The 18,603-nt window shown below is 46.8% G+C and carries 19 protein-coding genes and 1 other annotated feature; all 19 genes read left to right on the forward strand.

The window, feature by feature from the left end; genetic code table 11:
* Positions 1-24 precede the first annotated feature (24 nt).
* The 19 genes from mraY (at position 25) to CXF70_RS06540 (ending at position 18,603) form a co-directional block, all read left to right on the forward strand.
* The gene (gene mraY, locus CXF70_RS06450) at positions 25-993 is read left to right on the forward strand and encodes a phospho-N-acetylmuramoyl-pentapeptide-transferase (RefSeq protein ID WP_084244988.1); all 969 of its coding nucleotides are present in this window, start codon (positions 25-27) and stop codon (positions 991-993) included.
* Positions 994-2,352 carry a UDP-N-acetylmuramoyl-L-alanine--D-glutamate ligase gene (gene murD, locus CXF70_RS06455; RefSeq protein WP_101801990.1) on the forward strand — a complete coding sequence of 453 codons (1,359 nt, stop codon included), beginning with the start codon at positions 994-996 and terminating at the stop codon, positions 2,350-2,352.
* 70 nt (positions 2,353-2,422) lie between these two features.
* Positions 2,423-3,208 carry a cell division protein FtsQ/DivIB gene (locus CXF70_RS06460; RefSeq protein ID WP_101801991.1) on the forward strand — a complete coding sequence of 262 codons (786 nt, stop codon included), beginning with the start codon at positions 2,423-2,425 and terminating at the stop codon, positions 3,206-3,208.
* Entirely contained in the window at positions 3,186-3,911 is a 726-nt protein-coding gene (locus tag CXF70_RS06465) for a DUF881 domain-containing protein (RefSeq protein ID WP_101801992.1), read from the forward strand. The genes CXF70_RS06460 and CXF70_RS06465 overlap by 23 nt, the downstream gene beginning before the upstream one ends.
* Positions 3,912-3,927: 16 nt before the next feature.
* Complete coding sequence (locus tag CXF70_RS06470; protein ID WP_101801993.1) at positions 3,928-4,644, forward strand: DUF881 domain-containing protein; 717 nt, start codon at positions 3,928-3,930, stop codon at positions 4,642-4,644.
* 2 nt (positions 4,645-4,646) lie between these two features.
* A complete protein-coding gene (locus tag CXF70_RS06475) occupies positions 4,647-5,009 on the forward strand; it encodes a small basic family protein (protein WP_084244998.1) in 363 nt (120 codons plus the stop codon).
* A gap of 104 nt (positions 5,010-5,113) precedes the next feature.
* Positions 5,114-6,400: a cell division protein FtsA gene (ftsA, locus tag CXF70_RS06480; RefSeq protein ID WP_084245000.1), complete on the forward strand. Its 1,287-nt coding sequence runs from the start codon at positions 5,114-5,116 to the stop codon at positions 6,398-6,400.
* Between the two features lie 126 nt (positions 6,401-6,526).
* Positions 6,527-7,708, forward strand: coding sequence for a cell division protein FtsZ (gene ftsZ, locus CXF70_RS06485; RefSeq protein WP_101801994.1), 1,182 nt, complete (start codon positions 6,527-6,529; stop codon positions 7,706-7,708).
* Between the two features lie 110 nt (positions 7,709-7,818).
* Positions 7,819-8,487, forward strand: a complete 669-nt coding sequence (locus CXF70_RS06490) for a YggS family pyridoxal phosphate-dependent enzyme (protein ID WP_101801995.1) — start codon at positions 7,819-7,821, stop codon at positions 8,485-8,487.
* On the forward strand, positions 8,487-8,954 hold the full coding sequence (locus CXF70_RS06495; RefSeq protein WP_084245006.1) for a cell division protein SepF: 468 nt from the start codon (positions 8,487-8,489) through the stop codon (positions 8,952-8,954). Before CXF70_RS06490 ends, CXF70_RS06495 begins: the two co-directional genes overlap by 1 nt.
* 20 nt (positions 8,955-8,974) lie before the next feature.
* A complete protein-coding gene (locus CXF70_RS06500; RefSeq protein WP_084245008.1) occupies positions 8,975-9,235 on the forward strand; it encodes a YggT family protein in 261 nt (86 codons plus the stop codon).
* A gap of 65 nt (positions 9,236-9,300) precedes the next feature.
* The gene (locus tag CXF70_RS06505) at positions 9,301-10,086 is read left to right on the forward strand and encodes a YlmH family RNA-binding protein (RefSeq protein ID WP_101801996.1); all 786 of its coding nucleotides are present in this window, start codon (positions 9,301-9,303) and stop codon (positions 10,084-10,086) included.
* Positions 10,087-10,179: 93 nt separating this feature from the next.
* Positions 10,180-10,701, forward strand: a complete 522-nt coding sequence (locus CXF70_RS06510; protein ID WP_084245012.1) for a DivIVA domain-containing protein — start codon at positions 10,180-10,182, stop codon at positions 10,699-10,701.
* Positions 10,702-10,756: 55 nt separating this feature from the next.
* Positions 10,757-10,973: a binding site (T-box leader), on the forward strand.
* A 43-nt stretch (positions 10,974-11,016) separates the two neighbouring features.
* Positions 11,017-13,779, forward strand: coding sequence for an isoleucine--tRNA ligase (gene ileS / locus CXF70_RS06515; protein WP_101801997.1), 2,763 nt, complete (start codon positions 11,017-11,019; stop codon positions 13,777-13,779).
* Between the two features lie 396 nt (positions 13,780-14,175).
* Positions 14,176-14,652, forward strand: coding sequence for a signal peptidase II (gene lspA, locus CXF70_RS06520; RefSeq protein ID WP_101801998.1), 477 nt, complete (start codon positions 14,176-14,178; stop codon positions 14,650-14,652).
* Complete coding sequence (locus CXF70_RS06525; RefSeq protein WP_101801999.1) at positions 14,652-15,563, forward strand: RluA family pseudouridine synthase; 912 nt, start codon at positions 14,652-14,654, stop codon at positions 15,561-15,563. The genes lspA and CXF70_RS06525 overlap by 1 nt, the downstream gene beginning before the upstream one ends.
* Before the next feature lie 192 nt (positions 15,564-15,755).
* Positions 15,756-16,292: a bifunctional pyr operon transcriptional regulator/uracil phosphoribosyltransferase PyrR gene (gene pyrR / locus CXF70_RS06530; protein WP_280522408.1), complete on the forward strand. Its 537-nt coding sequence runs from the start codon at positions 15,756-15,758 to the stop codon at positions 16,290-16,292.
* Between the two features lie 24 nt (positions 16,293-16,316).
* Positions 16,317-17,606: a solute carrier family 23 protein gene (locus tag CXF70_RS06535; protein ID WP_084245022.1), complete on the forward strand. Its 1,290-nt coding sequence runs from the start codon at positions 16,317-16,319 to the stop codon at positions 17,604-17,606.
* Positions 17,607-17,733: 127 nt separating this feature from the next.
* Entirely contained in the window at positions 17,734-18,603 is an 870-nt protein-coding gene (locus CXF70_RS06540; RefSeq protein ID WP_101802011.1) for an aspartate carbamoyltransferase catalytic subunit, read from the forward strand.

Genomic DNA, 18,603 nt, shown 5'->3' on the forward strand with positions numbered 1-18,603 from the left:
GAAGATGTTTAAAGGAGAAAACTAATGGACGTTTACTTATTACTCGGATTTGGAATTGCTTTATTGTTAACTGCCGGATTGATGCCTGTTTTCATCCCGTTGCTTCAACGGATGAAATTCGGGCAGAGCATCCGCGAAGAAGGCCCGGAATCGCATATGAAAAAAACAGGGACGCCGACCATGGGGGGACTTGTATTTCTCATAGCCATCATTTTGACGGCATTTGGGGTAGCCTTTTTCACAGATTTATTGACAGTGGAACTGATGATTCTTTTATTGGTGCTGTTCGGTTATGGGCTCATCGGGTTTCTCGATGACTTTATCAAAGTTGTGCTGAAGCGCAATCTTGGTTTGACATCTTTGCAAAAGCTTATCGCTCAGATTGTCATAGCTGTTGTTTCATTCCTGTTATTGGGCATGATAGAATTCGATACAGGATTAGTTATTCCATTTACTGACATTTCCATTGAGCTGTCAGGTTTGTATGTATTGTTCATCATCTTCTGGCTGGTCGGTTTCTCGAATGCCGTCAACCTGACAGATGGCTTGGATGGTTTGGTGGCTGGAACAGCTTCAATCGCCTTTGCCGCTTTTGGAGTCTTGGCTATCAGACAGGACGAAAACGCGATTGCTCTATTCACCTTCATCACAGCCGGAGCATTAATCGGCTTCCTTATCTTCAATAAATACCCTGCAAAAGTATTTATGGGTGATACAGGATCCCTTGCCCTGGGCGGTGCACTGGCAATGGTATCGATTCTCCTGAAACAGGAATTGCTGCTATTGCTGATCGGTCTTGTGTTTGTAATTGAAACGGCTTCAGTCATACTGCAGGTCGGCAGCTTCAAATTAAGAAAAAAACGCATATTCAAAATGAGTCCGATTCATCACCATTTCGAATTGAGCGGCTGGTCTGAATGGAAAGTCGTTACGGTGTTTTGGCTCGTTGGCTTGATTGCCGCGATTATTGCCGTTGTTTTGGAGGTCATGTAAATGAAAGAGTTAGAACAGGTTCATCAAAAAAAGGTATTGGTTCTCGGACTGGCGAAAAGCGGTTTTACAGCTGCCCGGCTTTTGCATAAACTCGGAGCCTTTGTAACAGTGAATGATGCCAAGCCATTTGAAGAAAATCCCGAAGCGCAAGAGTTATTGAATCTGGGTGTAACGGTCATTTGTGGCCGCCATCCGGAAGGTTTACTGGATGAAGGATTCGAACTTCTCGTTAAAAACCCGGGTATTCCATATACCAATCCAATGATTCGCGCTGCGGAAGAAAAAGGGATTCCAGTTTGGACTGAAATAGAGCTTGCATATAAGATCAGTGAAGCTCCATTTATCGGGATTACGGGATCGAACGGCAAAACGACTACTACGACACTTCTTTTCCATATGCTTAATCAGGATGAAAAGAAACCTTTGATAGCGGGGAATATCGGGACAGTGGCCAGCGGCGTTGCGGAACATGCGGAAGCGGATAATGTGATTGTCACCGAATTATCTTCTTTCCAATTGAAAGGAACGGAATCGTTCCGTCCGCGCATCGCCATCATCACGAATCTTTATGAAGCGCATCTTGATTACCACGGTACAAAAGAGGATTACGAAGCATCAAAAATGAAATTGACACAAAATCAGACATCCGAAGATTATTTCATCTATAATGCCGATCAGCCTCACTTGGCGGACTACGCCCAAAAATGCAAAGCTCAGCTCATCCCTTTTACATTGAAAGGGAAAACGGAAGAAAGCATCAGCGCAGATGACGAATACGTCTATTGGCAAGGGAAAAAGCTGATTGACCGTTCCGAAATTATGCTCGGCGGACAGCATAACCTTGAAAATATCTTAGCGGCAGCGGCAGCTGCACTCCTATGGGGAGGAACGGAAGAAACCATTATCCGTGTATTGTCGTCATTTACAGGAGTCAAGCACCGTTCGCAATTCGTCGTTAACTGGAAAGGCCGCAAATTCTACAACGATTCAAAGGCCACAAATGCGCTGGCAACGAAAAGCGCATTGGAAGCTTTCCCCGGCAATATCGTGTTATTAGCTGGCGGTCTTGAACGCAATCATTCGCTGGAAGAATTAAGGCCTTATATGAATAGAGTGAAGGCCCTTGTAACATTCGGTGAAACTTCCGACCGGTTCGGGGAATTCGCAGCCGATTGCGGTGTGCAGCGAGTTGAAAAGGTCTCAGACATGCTCAGCGCAGTAGAAAAAGCTGTAAGCCATTCTGAAAACGGCGACACGATTCTTTTATCGCCGGCTTGCGCAAGCTGGGACCAATACGAAAATTTTGAAATCCGTGGAGATGCTTTCATCGAAGCGGTAAGAAAAGTCACGGAAGCATAGAAAAGCGAAAGCGGCCGCACAGCTCTGTAAGGCATAAGACATCCAGATCATAAAGAAAGGAGCAGCAATTATGGATAAAGTGATTGATATAGAAGAACGCATCCCCACGCTTCGTGAGCGTCGGCGAAAAAGAACCAATCGCAAATTCCTGGCATTGCTGTTCATTTTTCTGATTATATTGATGGTCTTGGTTTACAGCCAGACAAAATACAGTAAAATCCAATCCATTACAGTAAACGGAGAGGACTTGTATGAGGAAACGGAATACATCACAGCGAGCAAGCTGGAGGTCGGCGATTCGATGTGGTCTTTCAATACTGAAGAAGTGGCGGGAGATATTTCAGAGCTTGACTGGGTCAAAAATGCCTCCGCAGACAAAAAATGGCTGACGGGTGTAGAGATTACAGTAGAAGAATATCCAGCCATCGGTTATCTGGAAAAAGAAGCAGGCTATCAGAAATTATTGGCCAATGGCTACGCGGTTGAATTGCCTGTGGATAAAGTGGATGGCCCCATCTTCACTAATTTTGAAACCGAAGAAACACGGCTCGAACTTTCATCGCAATTGGAGCAGCTTAATCCTGAAGTTTCGAATATGCTGTCACAGCTTATCTTGACTGAAGGCGAAACAGCATCAGCCAATATCACTTTATACATGACTGATGGCAATGAAATCCGTGCAAAATTGAACAGTCTTGCGGAAAAACTTGATTATTACCCTTCACTGACTGCCCAGCTGGAAGATGGCCAAAAAGGCGTTTTTGATATGGAGGTCGGCATAACATTCCGCTCCTATGATGACGTCTATGGCCCGCCGAAGGAGGTCGTGGAAGATGAAGAAACCGAACAGCCGTAAGCGGGAGAACGTCAGCAAATCCATCATTTTCTCTCTTGTGTTTTTGGTTCTCGGTTTCATCCTCTCCTATTCCTACAGTCTTTCACAGTCCAACGTTGGCGGTGATAACTTTGCTGCAAATTCACAATTCGAAAAGGAAGTAAAGTTCCGTGAAGAATTGATCGAACAGCAGGAGCGCAATAAGACGCTGCGGGAAGAAATGCAATCGAAGCAGGATGTATTGCAGGAGTTTGAAAGTGAATTTTCATCCGGCCAGGAAAACTACAGTGAAATTGCTGCGGAAGCAGAAAAACTGCGGCGCTACGTCGGTTTGATGCCGGTCGAAGGAGAAGGGCTGAAAATTATCCTGGAAGACGGAGAATACGGGGCGCAAACTGTAAATCCGAATGATTATATTGTCCATGAGAGCCATGTTTTTCAGGTGATCCACGAGATGTATATTTCCGGGGCGGAAGCGGTCGCGGTAAACGGCCAGCGGATTCATTCGAATTCTACGATCGTTTGCACGGGACCGGTCATTGAAGTCGATGGAGTGAAATACCCAGCGCCATTTACGATTGAAGCAATCGGCAAACCCGAAGTGCTCGCAGCTTCCATGGAGCTGCCGGGTGGAGTCCTCGATCAGCTGGTCAACGATAATATCGTCGTCACAATGGACGAGGGCTTGGATATAACAATGCCTGCCCTTTTGTCGGAATCATGATTGAGGGGGGAGTTGTATGAAAAAGAAAGTTATTTCCCGGTTTACGATGATTTTATTCGTCATCGGCCTGATGACCGCCATCCAGTTTAATACCGTCAACGAACCAGATTCAAGGGATACTCGGGATGTTTGGGAAATCAGGCAGGAATTAGCAAGGGAAAAGCAGCTTCACTCTGAGTTATTATCAGAAATCGGTACATTGGATGAAACCTTATCAAAATATGAAAAAGCAGCAAATGACAGTCCTGAACAAGTTTTAAAAGAAACAGTGGAAGTGCTGCGGCAGGATGCCGGTCTGACTGAAATAACTGGTCCGGGCCTCGAAGTACATATCGAACCTTCACAGGAAGCGATAGTTACGGGTCAAAATATAGAACAGATTTCACCGGCCCTGTTGATCCGGTTTGTTAACGAGATCAACAGATTCAAAGGGATCGAGCTGTCAATAGATGGAAAAAGGGTTATCAACACAAGCCCTATCCGTGATATTAACGGACGGACTGCGATCAACGGCAAGCCGATCGGTACACCGCCTTTTAAGATGAAAATTGCGGCAGGTACACTGGACAATGCAGAGAAACTTTCCAATCATCTAAAAGCATCTCCAATACTGGATAATTTTTATATCGACAATCTATCAGTGAATGTGATGGAGCCGCAGGAAGAAATTACAGTAGAAGGCTACGACGGCGAGCTTGAGCTCGAATATTTAGAAGCGGCGGAGGAGGAATAGCGGTGTGGCTTTCAATTTTAGGGCTGATTCTTGGCTTATCACTTGGCCTGTTGACAGATATACGGATACCGCCGGAATACGCCAATTATTTGTCAATCGCAGTTCTTGCCGCTTTGGACACTCTCTTCGGAGGCATTAGAGCTCATCTGCAGCAGGTCTACGATGACAAAGTTTTTGTTTCAGGATTTTTCTTCAATATTTTGCTGGCAGCCGGGCTGGCATTTCTCGGAGTCCATCTTGGAGTCGATCTGTATCTCGCAGCGATTTTCGCTTTCGGGGTCAGGTTATTCCAGAACATTGCAGTTATCCGGCGCATATTACTCAGCAAATGGACAGAAAAAAAGAGTGTCCGGGAATCAGTTTGAATTTTCTGATGAAATGAAAAAATATTGCATCAAATTACTTGGACAAGGTGTATAATTTACAATAGAATAATAATAACTGGAATAAAATAAGGAGGTGCCACGAATTGAGCCAATCAGAATTGTATGTAAGTTTAGATATCGGGTCTTCGTCGGTTAAAGTATTGATCGGAGAAATGGCGAATAAATCGTTGCACGTCATCGGTGTAGGGAACGTAAAATCCAACGGCATTAAAAAAGGTGCTATCGTTGATATAGATGCGACTGTGCAATCCATCAAAAAAGCTGTCGATCAGGCTGAACGGATGATTGGCAAATCTATTCACGAAGTGGTATTGGGCATTCCCGCAAATAAGATGATGCTGCAAAGCGTTAAAGGTGTAGTCGCAGTAAACAGTGAAAACCGTGAAATTACGGATGATGATATGGATCGGGTGCTCGAAGCTGCACAGGTTATGTCTATTCCTCCAGAACGCGAATTGGTGAATATCATTCCTGAGCAATATATCGTGGACCATTTGGATGAAATTAAAGATCCGCGGGGTATGATTGGGATTCGCCTTGAGATGGATGGTACAATGGTGACAACATCCAAGACGATTTTACATAATGTTCTGCGATGCGTGGAAAGAGCCGGTCTTCAAATCCGGGATATTTATCCACAACCGCTCGCAGCAGGATATTATGCACTGACAGAGGATGAGAAAAATCATGGCACCGCCTGCATCGATATTGGCGGGGGATCAACATCCATCGCTATTTTTCAGGATGGCCATCTTGTAGCATCAACAGTCATTCCTGTCGGCGGCGACCATGTGACAAAGGATCTTTCCATTGTTCTGAAAACGCCTACAGACCAAGCTGAAAAGATTAAACTTGAATATGGTCATGCTTTCTACGATAATGCATCTGAAGACGAATTATTCGAGGTCCCGGTAATCGGATCTGATACGAAAGAGCAATACAGTCAGAAATACATATCTGAAATAATCGGAGTTCGCCTGGAAGAACTTTTCGAATTGATTTTGGATGAATTTTACCGCCTTGGTGTTCAGGACCTTCCAGGAGGCGTCGTTTTAACAGGCGGCATGGCGAAGCTTGAAGGCCTTCCTGAATTGGCGCGCAACATTCTGCAGACGCGTGTGCGTTTGTTCACTCCTGAATATATCGGAGTAAGGGAACCGCAATACACGACTTCTGTCGGCTTGATCCAATACGCTTATATGGAAGACGTTTTCTACGGGCGCATTGGAAGCGGGGCTGCACTCGGCAACCAGCAAAAAGTCGAGCAGGAACCGAAGCCGCAGAAGCAGAGACAGCAAAAACAGCCAAAAGAGAACGGCGATGGCGTCGTTACAAAAGCCAAAAAAATGTTTGACAGATTTTTTGAATAAAGAAATGCGGAAGTACAGTTTCACTTCCCCAAAACCGCTTAATCTTAAAACGTATACTTTCTTGAGCTTAAAAAAACATTGCATCATGCTTACTCACAGAGCAGAGCAATTTTAGGAGGAAAAAGAATGTTGGAATTTGATACAACAGTAGATGCTATGGCAGTAATTAAAGTTATCGGTGTCGGTGGCGGCGGAAATAACGCTGTTAACCGCATGATTGAACACGGAGTAAAAGGTGTCGAATTTATCGCGGTAAACACGGATGCTCAGGCATTGAACCTTTCAAAAGCTGAAGTCCGCCTTCAAATCGGCGGTAAATTGACGCGTGGACTTGGTGCAGGCGCAAATCCGGAAGTCGGTAAAAAAGCGGCTGAAGAAAGCAAGGAACAGATTGAAGAAGCATTGCGCGGAGCCGATATGGTATTCGTAACTGCCGGTATGGGCGGCGGTACAGGTACTGGTGCAGCTCCTGTAATCGCAGGAATCGCTAAAGAACTTGGCGCTTTGACTGTTGGTGTTGTGACGCGTCCATTCACATTTGAAGGACGCAAGCGTTCCACTCAGGCAATCGGCGGTATTGGCCAGATGAAAGAATCAGTCGATACGTTGATCGTCATCCCGAATGACCGTCTTCTTGAAATCGTCGATAAAAACACACCTATGCTTGAAGCGTTCAGAGAAGCTGACAACGTACTTCGCCAAGGTGTTCAGGGCATCTCGGACCTAATTGCAGTGCCTGGACTTATCAACCTTGACTTTGCGGATGTGAAAACGATCATGTCGAATAAAGGTTCAGCATTGATGGGGATCGGTGTTTCTTCAGGTGAAAACCGTGCTTCTGAAGCTGCTAAAAAAGCGGTATCCAGCCCGTTATTGGAAGTATCAGTCGATGGCGCGAAAGGTGTTCTCATGAATATCACTGGCGGATCGAATCTTAGCCTTTATGAAGTTCAGGAAGCAGCTGATATCGTCGCCTCTGCGTCTGATGAAGATGTGAACATGATTTTCGGATCGGTTATCAATGATAATTTGAAAGATGAAATCATTGTTACGGTTATCGCTACAGGATTCAACGAAGAACAGCTTCAGCCAAGAACACCTAGAGGCTCAGGTTTGAATACAAGCCGTGTCCAATCGATCCAGCAGCAGCAAGCTCCACAGCCGTCGCTGCGCGAAGCGCGCCGCGAAGATCAACGCCGTGAAGAACAGGCGCCGGTTTATCAGCAGGAGCCTGTACGCCAGGAAAAACCACAGGATGATGCACTCGATATCCCTACTTTCCTGCGCAACAGACAAAAACGACGTTAATCCACACAGCTGCCAAATTGGCAGCTGTTTTTTTCTGCAAAATGGCGTAATTGATAAATAACTGCAGACTTGGTACAATTAACTGAACATCCAGGAAAAGTTGTGAATATATGAAACCTATCAAACCAGTTTATGAAAATATAAAAGAAGAATTGGATTCCATCCGGGAAGGCATCAACCTGATCGCTGTCACAAAACAGGTCGGAATCGAACGCACGAAGGAAGCGATTGAAGCCGGCATCCAGCATTTAGGGGAAAATCGTCCTGAAGGATTTCAAAAGAAATTCGAAGCGATTCAGCATGGAGCGGAATGGCATTTCATCGGCAATCTTCAAAGCCGGAAAGTTAAGGAAATCATCAATGATATCGATTATCTGCATTCATTGGACCGTTTAAGTCTTGCAAAAGAGATCCAAAAACGTGCAGAGCATGTCATCGATTGTTTTGTTCAAGTAAATGTGTCGAAAGAAGACAGCAAAAGCGGAATCCTTCCGGAAGATACGCTTGATTTCATCAAAACATTGGAGCAATATGATAAAATTAATGTAGTAGGCTTAATGACAATGGCCCCGAATGTCGAAGATGAAGAAGTCTTGAGAAAAGTGTTCCGTGACTTGAAGGCCTTGCAGCTGGATGTCGCTGAACGGGAATGGCCGCATGCTCCGTGCACAGAAACTTCAATGGGCATGTCCAATGATTATTTGATAGCAGCGCAGGAAGGGGCGACTTTTGTTCGCATCGGGACTGCATTAATAGGTTCAGAAAGTGAGGCAGAATGATGAGCATTAAAAATTCATTCAAAAATTTCTTTTATTTAGAGGAATATGAAGAAGATCAGCCGCAGCAGCAAAACCAGCAGGCTACCCGTCAAGAGCAGCCAGCCAGCCCTGAAATCCGTAAATCACCAAAAGAGCGCCGCCAAAAAGCTACAGAAGCAAACGTCCCTAATTTGGTCAGCTTGCAGACTGCAGCTTCAAAATCTTCCAAGGTCCATTTGGCGGAACCGCGTGTATACGCTGAAGCCCAGGATATTGCAGAACATTTGAAAAGCAAACGTGCTGTAGTGGTCAACTTACAGCGTATCGAAAAAAGCCAGGGTCTTCGGATCATCGACTTTTTGAGCGGTACGGTCTATGCCCTTGGCGGCGATATCCAGCGCATCGGAACGGATATTTTCCTTTGTGTACCTGACACAGTGGAAGTGGACGGCGCCATTTCCGATTTCTACTACGATGAAGAACAATAAAAGAGGTGCATAAATAACTGATGGCATATATTGAATTGTTTATATTAACTGCTGTAAATATCTACTTCTATCTGATTATTGCCAGCGTCCTGATGAGCTGGATTCCAAGCATCAAAGAATCACGGTTCGGCCAGTTCATTACCAGCTTAACGGATCCATACCTGGACATTTTCAGAAGATTCATCCCGCCGCTTGGCATGATCGACATCTCGCCAATCATCGCCATCTACACATTGCTATTAGCGAGCAGAGGGATTTCAGTATTATTCGGAATGCTTTAACCATAACCTCACATAAAGTGGGGTTTTTTTCTTGATAAAAGATTAATTCGGAAAGGAGCAGCCCTATGGACTCCATATTTCAGCATTTCAGAAAAGAAGAACAGCAATTCATCGAGCAGGTTTCAGGCTGGATGAATGAAGTCGAAGACCGCTATACGCCTAAACTGACGGACTTTTTGGATCCACGTGAACGATTCATCGTTAAATCGGTGCTTGGGTCGAACGAAATCCGTATGGAATCACGCGGTTTGTTTCCGGATGCAGAACGTCAGCGGGTTTTATTGTACCCATCTTATTACGAACCGACCGACGAAGATTTCGATATCACTGTCTTCGAATTGAAGTATCCGGTTAAATTCGTCACGCTGCGCCACCCGGATATTTTGGGATCGCTGATGTCTGTCGGACTCGACCGCAGCAAATTCGGCGATATCCGGATTGATGGGGAAAGGATCCAATTCGCTGTGGCGGATGAAGTAAGCCTGTATCTGCAAACCAATTTCGTGTCAGCGGCAAAAGTGAAAGTGCAATTGATCGAAGTGGACGACGTATCCGAAATGATTACAGCAACGGAAGAATGGCATGAAGAATCCCATACGGTCAGTTCGATGCGTCTCGATACGGTGATGAGTTCCGTCTATAATATATCGCGCCAAAAAGCTGCGGCTTTGATTCACGGCGGCAAGGTCAAAGTGAATTGGACGGTGCAGGAACAGCCGTCGTTCGAATTGCATGAGTCGGACATGATTTCGTCGAGAGGATTCGGCCGGATCAAAGTCCTCATGATTGAAGGAAGAACGAAAAAAGACAAAGTTCGGCTCCAGATCGGACGGTTGGAACAACGGAAATAGCCCGCGCATGGAATATTAAAAATTATACTGATATTTCATGCAATGGGCGGTATAATGGAAAGTAACAAACATAATTTAAGGAGAGTGCACTGAATGCCATTGTCCCCGTTGGATATACATAATAAAGAATTCAGCAAGGCGTTTCGCGGATACCAGGAAGATGAAGTGAACGAATTCCTGGATCAAATCATCAAGGATTACGAAATCCTGCTGAAAGAGAAAAAAGACCTTGAAGAGCGTTTGAAACAAACCGACGAACGGGTCGGCCATTTCACGACAATCGAAGGGACGTTGCAGAAATCGATCGTTATCGCCCAGGAAGCAGCGGAAGAAGTACGCCGCAATTCGCAGAAAGAAGCGAAGCTCATCGTCCGCGAAGCGGAAAAGAATGCAGACCGCATCGTCAACGAATCTTTGACGAAAGCGCGCCGCATCGCGATGGAAATCGAAGAGTTGAAGAAACAGTCGAAAGTTTTCCGCAACCGTTTCAAAATGATCGTGGAAGCGCAGCTTGACCTGATCGACACAGACGACTGGGAATCATTGATGGAGTATGACGTCGATACGACGACACTTGATAAACTGGAAGACAATAACGAAGACTACCGTCCTTGACTAAGAGGGCAACACTCTTTATAATTACGGCATACTAGCAACAGCAATTATATGATCCAATGCGTTGACGGAGACAGTAAGCATAGCCGATTCAGGAAAGCGAGCCGGGGACAGTGGGAGCCCGGTGCTGAAAGCTATGAAGAAAATCACTCCTGAGCAGAACCGGGGAAATCCAGTAGCCGGTTCCGTTTCGCCACGATACGGCGTTCGAGTGGCAGTTTTCTAAAACTGCAACAAGGGTGGTACCGCGAGTCTGGCTTCTCGTCCCTTTCCAGGGATGAGGGGCTTTTTATTATGCATACAGGAGGAATTTTGATGGATTACAAAGACACATTATTGATGCCGAAAACAGATTTTCCGATGCGCGGCAATTTGCCGAACCGGGAACCTGAAATGCAAGCGAAGTGGGAAGAAATGGAAATCTATAAAAAAGTTCAGGAACGGACGAAAGATCTACCGTTTTTCGTACTCCATGATGGACCGCCATATGCCAATGGCGACTTGCATATGGGCCATGCCCTGAACAAAGTGCTGAAAGACATGATTGTGCGTTCACGTTCAATGATGGGCTTTAATGCACCGTACGTTCCGGGCTGGGATACACACGGCCTGCCGATCGAACAGGCTTTGACGAATAAAGGCGTAAACCGCAAAGAAATGACATTGGCGGAATTCCGCAAGTTATGTGAAGAATACGCTTATGAGCAAATTGACAGCCAGCGCAGCCAGTTTAAACGCATTGGTGTACGCGGCGATTGGGAAAATCCCTATGTCACATTAAAACCATCCTATGAAGCACGCCAAATCGAAGTGTTTGGTGCGATGGCGAACAAAGGCTATATCTATAAAGGGTTGAAACCGGTTTACTGGTCCCCTTCAAGTGAGTCTTCACTTGCAGAAGCAGAAATCGAATATCACGATAAGAAATCTCCTTCCATCTATGTTTCATTTGCGGTGACGGACGGTAAAGGTGTTCTTGCTGAAGGAACGAAATTGATCATCTGGACGACGACGCCATGGACGATTCCGGCAAACCTTGGGATCACGGTCCATGAGAAATTGGATTATGTGGAAGTGGAAGCGAAAGGCTCCCTTTACGTGATCGCTCGTGAATTATTGGATGAAGTAACTTCTGAACTCGGTTGGGATGATCCTAAAGTTGTGCGCGAAATGAAAGGTGCAGAGTTGGAAAACATCCTGACGAAGCATCCTCTATATGACCGCTCATCCCTTGTGATGCTCGGAGACCATGTTACTGTCGATTCAGGGACAGGCTGCGTCCATACAGCACCTGGCCACGGGGAAGATGACTTTTTGGTCGGTAAAAAATACGGCCTTGATGTGCTTTGCCCAGTTGATGAAAAAGGGGTCTTTACAGAAGAAGCTCCAGGATTCGAAGGCCAGTTCTACGATAAAGCCAATAAAGCGGTCACTGAAGCATTGGATGCTGCAGGTGCTTTAGAAGCTTTAACATTCATCACGCACTCGTACCCGCATGACTGGCGCACGAAAAAACCGGTCATCTACCGCGCAACTGCACAATGGTTCGTATCGATTGATGCATTCCGCGATAATATCCTGAAAGCGATCAAAGAAACAACGTTCACACCTGCCTGGGGCGAAACGCGCCTGTTCAATATGCTGCGCGACCGCGGTGACTGGAACATTTCACGCCAACGCGTCTGGGGCGTGCCGATTCCGGTATTTTATGCAGAAAATGGCGACCCGATCATCACCGAAGAAACGATCGCGCATATCGCCGACTTGTTCCGTGAACACGGATCGAACGTCTGGTTCGAACGTCCGGCTGCAGAACTGTTGCCGTCAGGATTCGAACATCCGAGCAGCCCGAACGGCATCTTCACGAAAGAACTTGATATTATGGATGTCTGGTTCGACTCAGGATCATCCCATCAGGCAGTGCTTGATGAGCGCGACGATCTTCAATACCCGGCAGATCTTTATCTTGAAGGGTCTGACCAATACCGCGGCTGGTTCAACTCTTCGCTGACAACAAGTGTAGCGATCAACGGAATCGCGCCGTATAAAGGCGTATTGAGCCACGGCTTTACACTTGATGGCAACGGCCGCAAAATGAGTAAATCCTTAGGAAACGTCATCGTTCCTGCAAAAGTGATGAACCAGATGGGTGCCGATATTCTTCGCCTGTGGGTTGCGTCCGTCGATTACACGGCTGATGTCCGCGTATCTGATGAAAACTTCAAACAAGTTTCAGAAGTATACCGCAAAATCCGCAACACGCTGAAATTCCTTCACGGAAATCTTGCTGATTTTAATGAAAAAGAAGATCGCGTCGCTTACGAAGACATGCGTGAAATGGATCAGTATATGGCAATGAAACTTCAGAAAATGATTGAGACAGCCCGTAAAGGTTATGAAAACTACGAGTTTGCGACAATCTACAATGCTTTGAATAATTACTGTGCGAACGATTTGAGTTCATTCTATCTGGATGTTGCAAAAGACGTCGTTTATATCGAAGCAGCCGACCATCCGCACCGCCGCGCTATGCAGACGGTCATGTTCGATTCATTGATGGCCATCCTGAAATTGGCGTCGCCGATCATTCCGCATACAGCTGATGAAATGTGGTCGTATCTTGGATTTGTCGAAGAAGACAGTGTCCAATTGACGGATTTCCCGGAAGTTGTGGAAAACAACAGCTTCAAAGATCTTGAAGTGAAATGGGAGAAATTCATGGATGTCCGTGATGATGTACTGAAGGCATTGGAAGAAGCGCGTGCAGCGAAGACAATCGGTAAATCGCTGGAAGCGAAAGTTACAGTTTACGGTTCAGAAGAAACGAAAAATCTTCTGGCGTCTGTTGATGACAATGTAGCGCAGCTGTTGATCGTGTCCAACTACGAGTTTGGCGGGTCACCTGACAATGCGCCGGCTGATGCTCTTGTCTTGAACAACGTGACAGTTGCAGTCCAAAAATCAGAGGGTGAAAAGTGTGAACGCTGCTGGACAATCTCTGACAAGATCGGTGAAAGCGAAGCCCATCCGACACTATGCCCGAGATGTGCGGATGTTGTGGAGAAACATTATAGTTAATGTAAAGCGATGAGGCATTGTTCAGATACCGCTTCGACGCTTTGGACAAGACTCCCACACTAAGCCAAGAAAACCACTCGTCTTAGTGCTTCGTCCAGTCCTGAGCCGCGTCAGCGCTGAGAGTAGTCTCTAAAGATATGGAGCAAAACAGCGAAGACTCCCAGGGTTTTGTGGGAAGAACATGTGCTCCTGCATCGCTGCGCTGCTTCGTCGCAAAGACTTAGCCTTGCAAGCGTCGGCTAATGTCTTCGGAGCTGTTTTGCGGAATATCGGTTATAAAACTGGCAAATAAATTGTTGAGGTCTGGAGAACCGGAAAGCCGGCTCTCCGGGCCTTCACTTTTTTGAGGCGGATTGTGTTAAAATAGAATGACAGATGATTTGACGGGGGAAACATATGTTTATTTATTATGCAATTGCAGCGGTAATTATTGCAGCAGACCAATTCACAAAATGGCTGGTCCTGCAGAACATGGAAATCGGGGAAAGAATTCCAGTCATTGAGCCCTATCTCGGCTGGCTGTCGCATCGCAACAGAGGTGCTGCCTGGGGGATGCTTGAAGGACAGATGTGGCTGTTTGCCATCATCACCATTGCGGTGATCGCGGGAATCCTCTATTATTTCCATAAGCACGCCAAAGGACAGCCGCTGTTCCAGCTTAGCCTCATGGTGATCCTCGGCGGCGCAATCGGAAATTTCATCGACAGAATGCTACGCGGCGAAGTCGTCGATTTTGTGGATGTGCTGATTCCGGTCATCAATTACGACTTTCCAATTTTCAATATTGCCGACGCTGCACTGACAATCGGGGTTATCCTGATGATCATATTCGTGATCTATGACGAAAAACAAGAAAAGAAAAAGGTGTCTTAATGGAAGATTTAACTATACAGGTAACAGAAGAAATGGCGGGCCAGCGAATCGACAAAGCAGTTTCTGCTATGGATGAAGACTGGTCGCGTTCACAGATTGCCAATTGGGTGAAAGACGGGGCAGTCCGGGTCAATGGCCAGATAGTCAAACCGAATTATAAAGTGCGTCTTGAAGACGTCATCATCGCCACACCGCCGATTCTTGAAGAATTGGATGTTGTACCGGAAGATTTGAATTTGGAGATTGTTTATGAAGATGCTGATGTACTCGTCGTCAACAAACCGAAAGGCATGGTTGTCCATCCGGCGCCTGGCCATTCGCATGGTACGCTGGTCAATGGTCTTATGCACCATTGCACCGACTTGTCCGGCATCAACGGCATCGTCCGTCCAGGAATCGTCCACCGGATCGATAAAGATACATCCGGTTTGCTGATGGTCGCAAAAAATGACGCGTCGCATACTTCACTGGTCAATCAATTGGTCAGAAAAAGTGTGACCCGTAAATATATTGCGCTTGTACATGGCCATATCCCACATGATAAAGGAACAATCGAAGCACCGATTGCACGCGATCCGAAAGAGCGCCAGAACATGGCTGTTGTGGATAAAGGCAAGCATGCGGTTACGCATTTCCGCGTTCTTGAACGTTTCGGTGATTTTACATTGGTCGAATGCCGTCTCGAAACAGGACGGACGCACCAAATCCGTGTCCATATGAAATATATCGGCTATCCGTTAGTCGGCGATCCGAAATACGGACCGAAGAAAACAATGGATATCGGCGGCCAGGCGCTTCACGCGGAAGTGATCGGTTTTGATCATCCGAAAACGGGAGAATACATGGAATACTCGGCGGAAATGCCTGAGGAATTTGCAGAACTTCTGGAATCTCTTCGCAAGAAGGATTGACAAAACCCGAAGTTGTTCTTTATACTTGAAAAAACCAATCGAATAACAACACCTTTAAAAACAGTCCAGAGAGGCTGAGAAGGTATTTACGCAAGCCGGAAGTCTGTCTTCCGTGCTGGAATTTTCTGCGCATATATCCTCCTGCCCTCTGGCAGGAGGTTTTTTATTTGCCTAAAAGGAGAGAAGAATATGGTGGAAAAAGCGGATATATTGGACGAGCAGGCAATGGCAAGAGCCATCACACGGATCGCCCATGAAATTATCGAACGCAATAAAGGAATCGATGACATCATCCTAGTCGGCATCAAAACGCGCGGTGCATTCATCGCCAAGCGGCTGGCAGAAAAAGTTGAGAAGATAGAAGGCAAGGCCATCAAGACAGGAGAGCTCGATATCACATTGTACCGGGACGACTTGAGCGTCAAAAATACGAACAATGAACCACTGGTGCAGCAGGTGGATATCAGCCACAGCATTGAAGGGCAGAAAGTGGTGCTGGTCGACGACGTGCTTTATACGGGACGGACGGTACGGGCGGCAATGGACGCGGTCATGGATATCGGCCGGCCGGCACAGATTCAATTGGCAGTGCTGATTGACCGGGGACACCGGGAGCTGCCGATCCGATCGGATTATGTCGGAAAGAACATCCCGACTTCAAGCAACGAACGCATCGTTGTCGAGATGAAGGAAAGCGACGGCAAAGACCGCGTGGCCATACACGAATAGTAGAGAGAGACGGGGGAGAAAGATTTGAGCGAAGCAGTACTCGATATACAGGATAAACCGAAAACCGGCCAGTGGATTTCACTGAGCCTGCAGCATATGTTCGCCATGTTCGGCGCAACGATTCTTGTACCGCAGCTGGTCGGACTGAGTCCGGCAATCGCGCTTCTGACAAGCGGCATCGCCACCATCATATTTGTACTGATCACACAGTTTAAAGTGCCAGCATATCTGGGGTCATCGTTCGCCTTTATCGTGCCGATACAGGTTGCAACCGAATCAGGAGGCATCGGCTCAGCGATGATCGGCGCCATGTTCGTTTCTGCTGTGTATGCGCTCGTATCGTTGATCATTTGGAAAACCGGCTATCTCTGGCTGATGAAAATCTTGCCGCCGATTGTAGTCGGACCGGTCATCATCGTAATCGGGCTGGCTTTGGCAGGGACTGCTGTAGATATGGCGATGACCATTCCGGCGGCAAACAATACTTCGGAATACAGCCTGCTGCACTTTTCAGCAGCGATCGTCACTTTGATGACCGCTATCATCTGTACGATTTACTTTAAGAACATTATCTCCCTGATGCCGATCCTGATCGGTTTACTGGTAGGGTATGCCTACTCTGCCGCCATCGGCATCATTGATTTCACGAAAATCGGGGAAGCAAGCTGGTTTGCGGTGCCGGACTTTTTAATACCGGGTGTCGATTATTCTTTCCAGGTCACACCGACTTTATTGTTCATCATGGTTCCGATCGCCATCGTTACAATATCGGAACATATCGGCCACCAATTGGTGCTTGGCAAAATCGTTGACCGGAATTACATAAAAGATCCGGGGCTTCACCGCTCGATATTGGGCGATGGTCTTGGAACATTTATTTCTTCATTGATCGGCGGTCCGCCGAAAACGACATACGGGGAAAACATCGGTGTCCTTGCCATTACCCGAGTATACAGTGTCTACGTCATCCTCGGGGCAGCGGTATTCGCCATCGTCTTCTCTTTCGCAGGGAAACTGATGGCTGCCATCGAAACGATCCCTACCGCTGTGCTTGGCGGGATTTCAATCCTGCTGTTCGGGATCATCGCTTCATCCGGCTTGCGGATGCTGGTGGACAACAACATCGACTTCGGCAATAAACGCAATCTGGTCATTTCATCGGTCATCCTGGTTATTGGGATCGGCGGTGCGAGACTGGAGTTCAGCGAAACCTTCGTTATCGAAGGAATGGCGCTGGCGGCTATCATCGGAGTAATCTTGAACCTGGTGCTGCCGGGGCTGGAAAAGCAAGAACTTGACGACGGAACTGAATAATCACCTTTTAATGAATGTCCAGAGAGGCATGGAAAGGGTTGAATGATAAGGGCGAAGAAGTATGCCCTTGTTTCCTCACACCTTCCTGCTCTCAGGAAGGTGTTTTTTGATGGAAGGGGACGGGAATATGCCGAATTTATTGACCATGAACACGTTGACGAATGAAACCATACTGAATTTGATCGAGCGCGCGGCCGCTTTTGAAAAAGGTGAAGAGCTGAAACTTGGCGGAACAATCGCCAATCTGTTCTTTGAACCGAGCACCCGTACGAAGATGAGTTTTGAAATGGCGGAGCATAAACTGGGGATTGCGGCATTGCCTTTTGAAACGGGCTTTTCTTCTGTGCTGAAAGGCGAAACGCTGTACGATACGGTGAAGACTTTGGAAGCGATCGGAGTGGACGCGGTGGTCATCCGACACAGCGAAGAAGAATATTACCGGCAGCTTGAAGGCGTCCAGCTCGCGGTGATCAACGGCGGTGACGGCTCCGGCCAGCATCCGACGCAATCACTGCTCGACCTGTACACGATACAGCAGGAATTCGGCGGCTTTGAAAATCTCCACGTGACGATTGCGGGCGACATTGCACATAGCCGGGTGGCGAAATCGAACGCCGCAGCACTCGAACAATTGGGCGCAAAAGTAAGTTTTGTCTGTCCGCCTGAATGGAGCGGCGGGTATGAAACTTCAGACCGCTTGGAAAATTATATAGAAGAAACGGATGTGCTGATGCTGCTTCGCGTCCAGCGCGAGCGCCATACGGGCGGACAATCAATGACAGAAGAGCAGTATCACCAAAGCTACGGGCTGACGGTCGAACGTGAGCAGAAGATGAAGAGTTCGGCGATCATCATGCATCCTGCCCCCATTAACAGAGGTGTCGAAATTGCCGACAGCCTGATCGAATGTGAACGTTCCCGGATCTTCAAACAAATGGCAAACGGAGTTTTTATCCGGATGGCCGTTCTGGAATACGCAATGAAAGGGAGAGATTGA

Source organism: Planomicrobium sp. MB-3u-38 (genome assembly GCF_002836425.1).
Taxonomy (GTDB): Bacteria; Bacillota; Bacilli; order Bacillales_A; family Planococcaceae; genus Planococcus; species Planococcus okeanokoites.

What these genes read in the sequence shown, in the direction of transcription:
- mraY (WP_084244988.1), top strand. Translation starts at nt 25, where the DNA reads ATGGACGTTTACTTATTACTCGGATTTGGAATTGCTTTATTGTTAACT.
- CXF70_RS06510 (WP_084245012.1), top strand. Translation starts at nt 10,180, where the DNA reads ATGCCATTGTCCCCGTTGGATATACATAATAAAGAATTCAGCAAGGCG.
- CXF70_RS06465 (WP_101801992.1), top strand. Translation starts at nt 3,186, where the DNA reads ATGAAGAAACCGAACAGCCGTAAGCGGGAGAACGTCAGCAAATCCATC.
- lspA (WP_101801998.1), top strand. Translation starts at nt 14,176, where the DNA reads ATGTTTATTTATTATGCAATTGCAGCGGTAATTATTGCAGCAGACCAA.
- CXF70_RS06500 (WP_084245008.1), top strand. Translation starts at nt 8,975, where the DNA reads ATGGCATATATTGAATTGTTTATATTAACTGCTGTAAATATCTACTTC.
- CXF70_RS06460 (WP_101801991.1), top strand. Translation starts at nt 2,423, where the DNA reads ATGGATAAAGTGATTGATATAGAAGAACGCATCCCCACGCTTCGTGAG.
- CXF70_RS06505 (WP_101801996.1), top strand. Translation starts at nt 9,301, where the DNA reads ATGGACTCCATATTTCAGCATTTCAGAAAAGAAGAACAGCAATTCATC.
- murD (WP_101801990.1), top strand. Translation starts at nt 994, where the DNA reads ATGAAAGAGTTAGAACAGGTTCATCAAAAAAAGGTATTGGTTCTCGGA.
- CXF70_RS06525 (WP_101801999.1), top strand. Translation starts at nt 14,652, where the DNA reads ATGGAAGATTTAACTATACAGGTAACAGAAGAAATGGCGGGCCAGCGA.
- CXF70_RS06470 (WP_101801993.1), top strand. Translation starts at nt 3,928, where the DNA reads ATGAAAAAGAAAGTTATTTCCCGGTTTACGATGATTTTATTCGTCATC.
- CXF70_RS06495 (WP_084245006.1), top strand. Translation starts at nt 8,487, where the DNA reads ATGAGCATTAAAAATTCATTCAAAAATTTCTTTTATTTAGAGGAATAT.
- CXF70_RS06540 (WP_101802011.1), top strand. Translation starts at nt 17,734, where the DNA reads ATGCCGAATTTATTGACCATGAACACGTTGACGAATGAAACCATACTG.
- CXF70_RS06490 (WP_101801995.1), top strand. Translation starts at nt 7,819, where the DNA reads ATGAAACCTATCAAACCAGTTTATGAAAATATAAAAGAAGAATTGGAT.
- ileS (WP_101801997.1), top strand. Translation starts at nt 11,017, where the DNA reads ATGGATTACAAAGACACATTATTGATGCCGAAAACAGATTTTCCGATG.
- ftsZ (WP_101801994.1), top strand. Translation starts at nt 6,527, where the DNA reads ATGTTGGAATTTGATACAACAGTAGATGCTATGGCAGTAATTAAAGTT.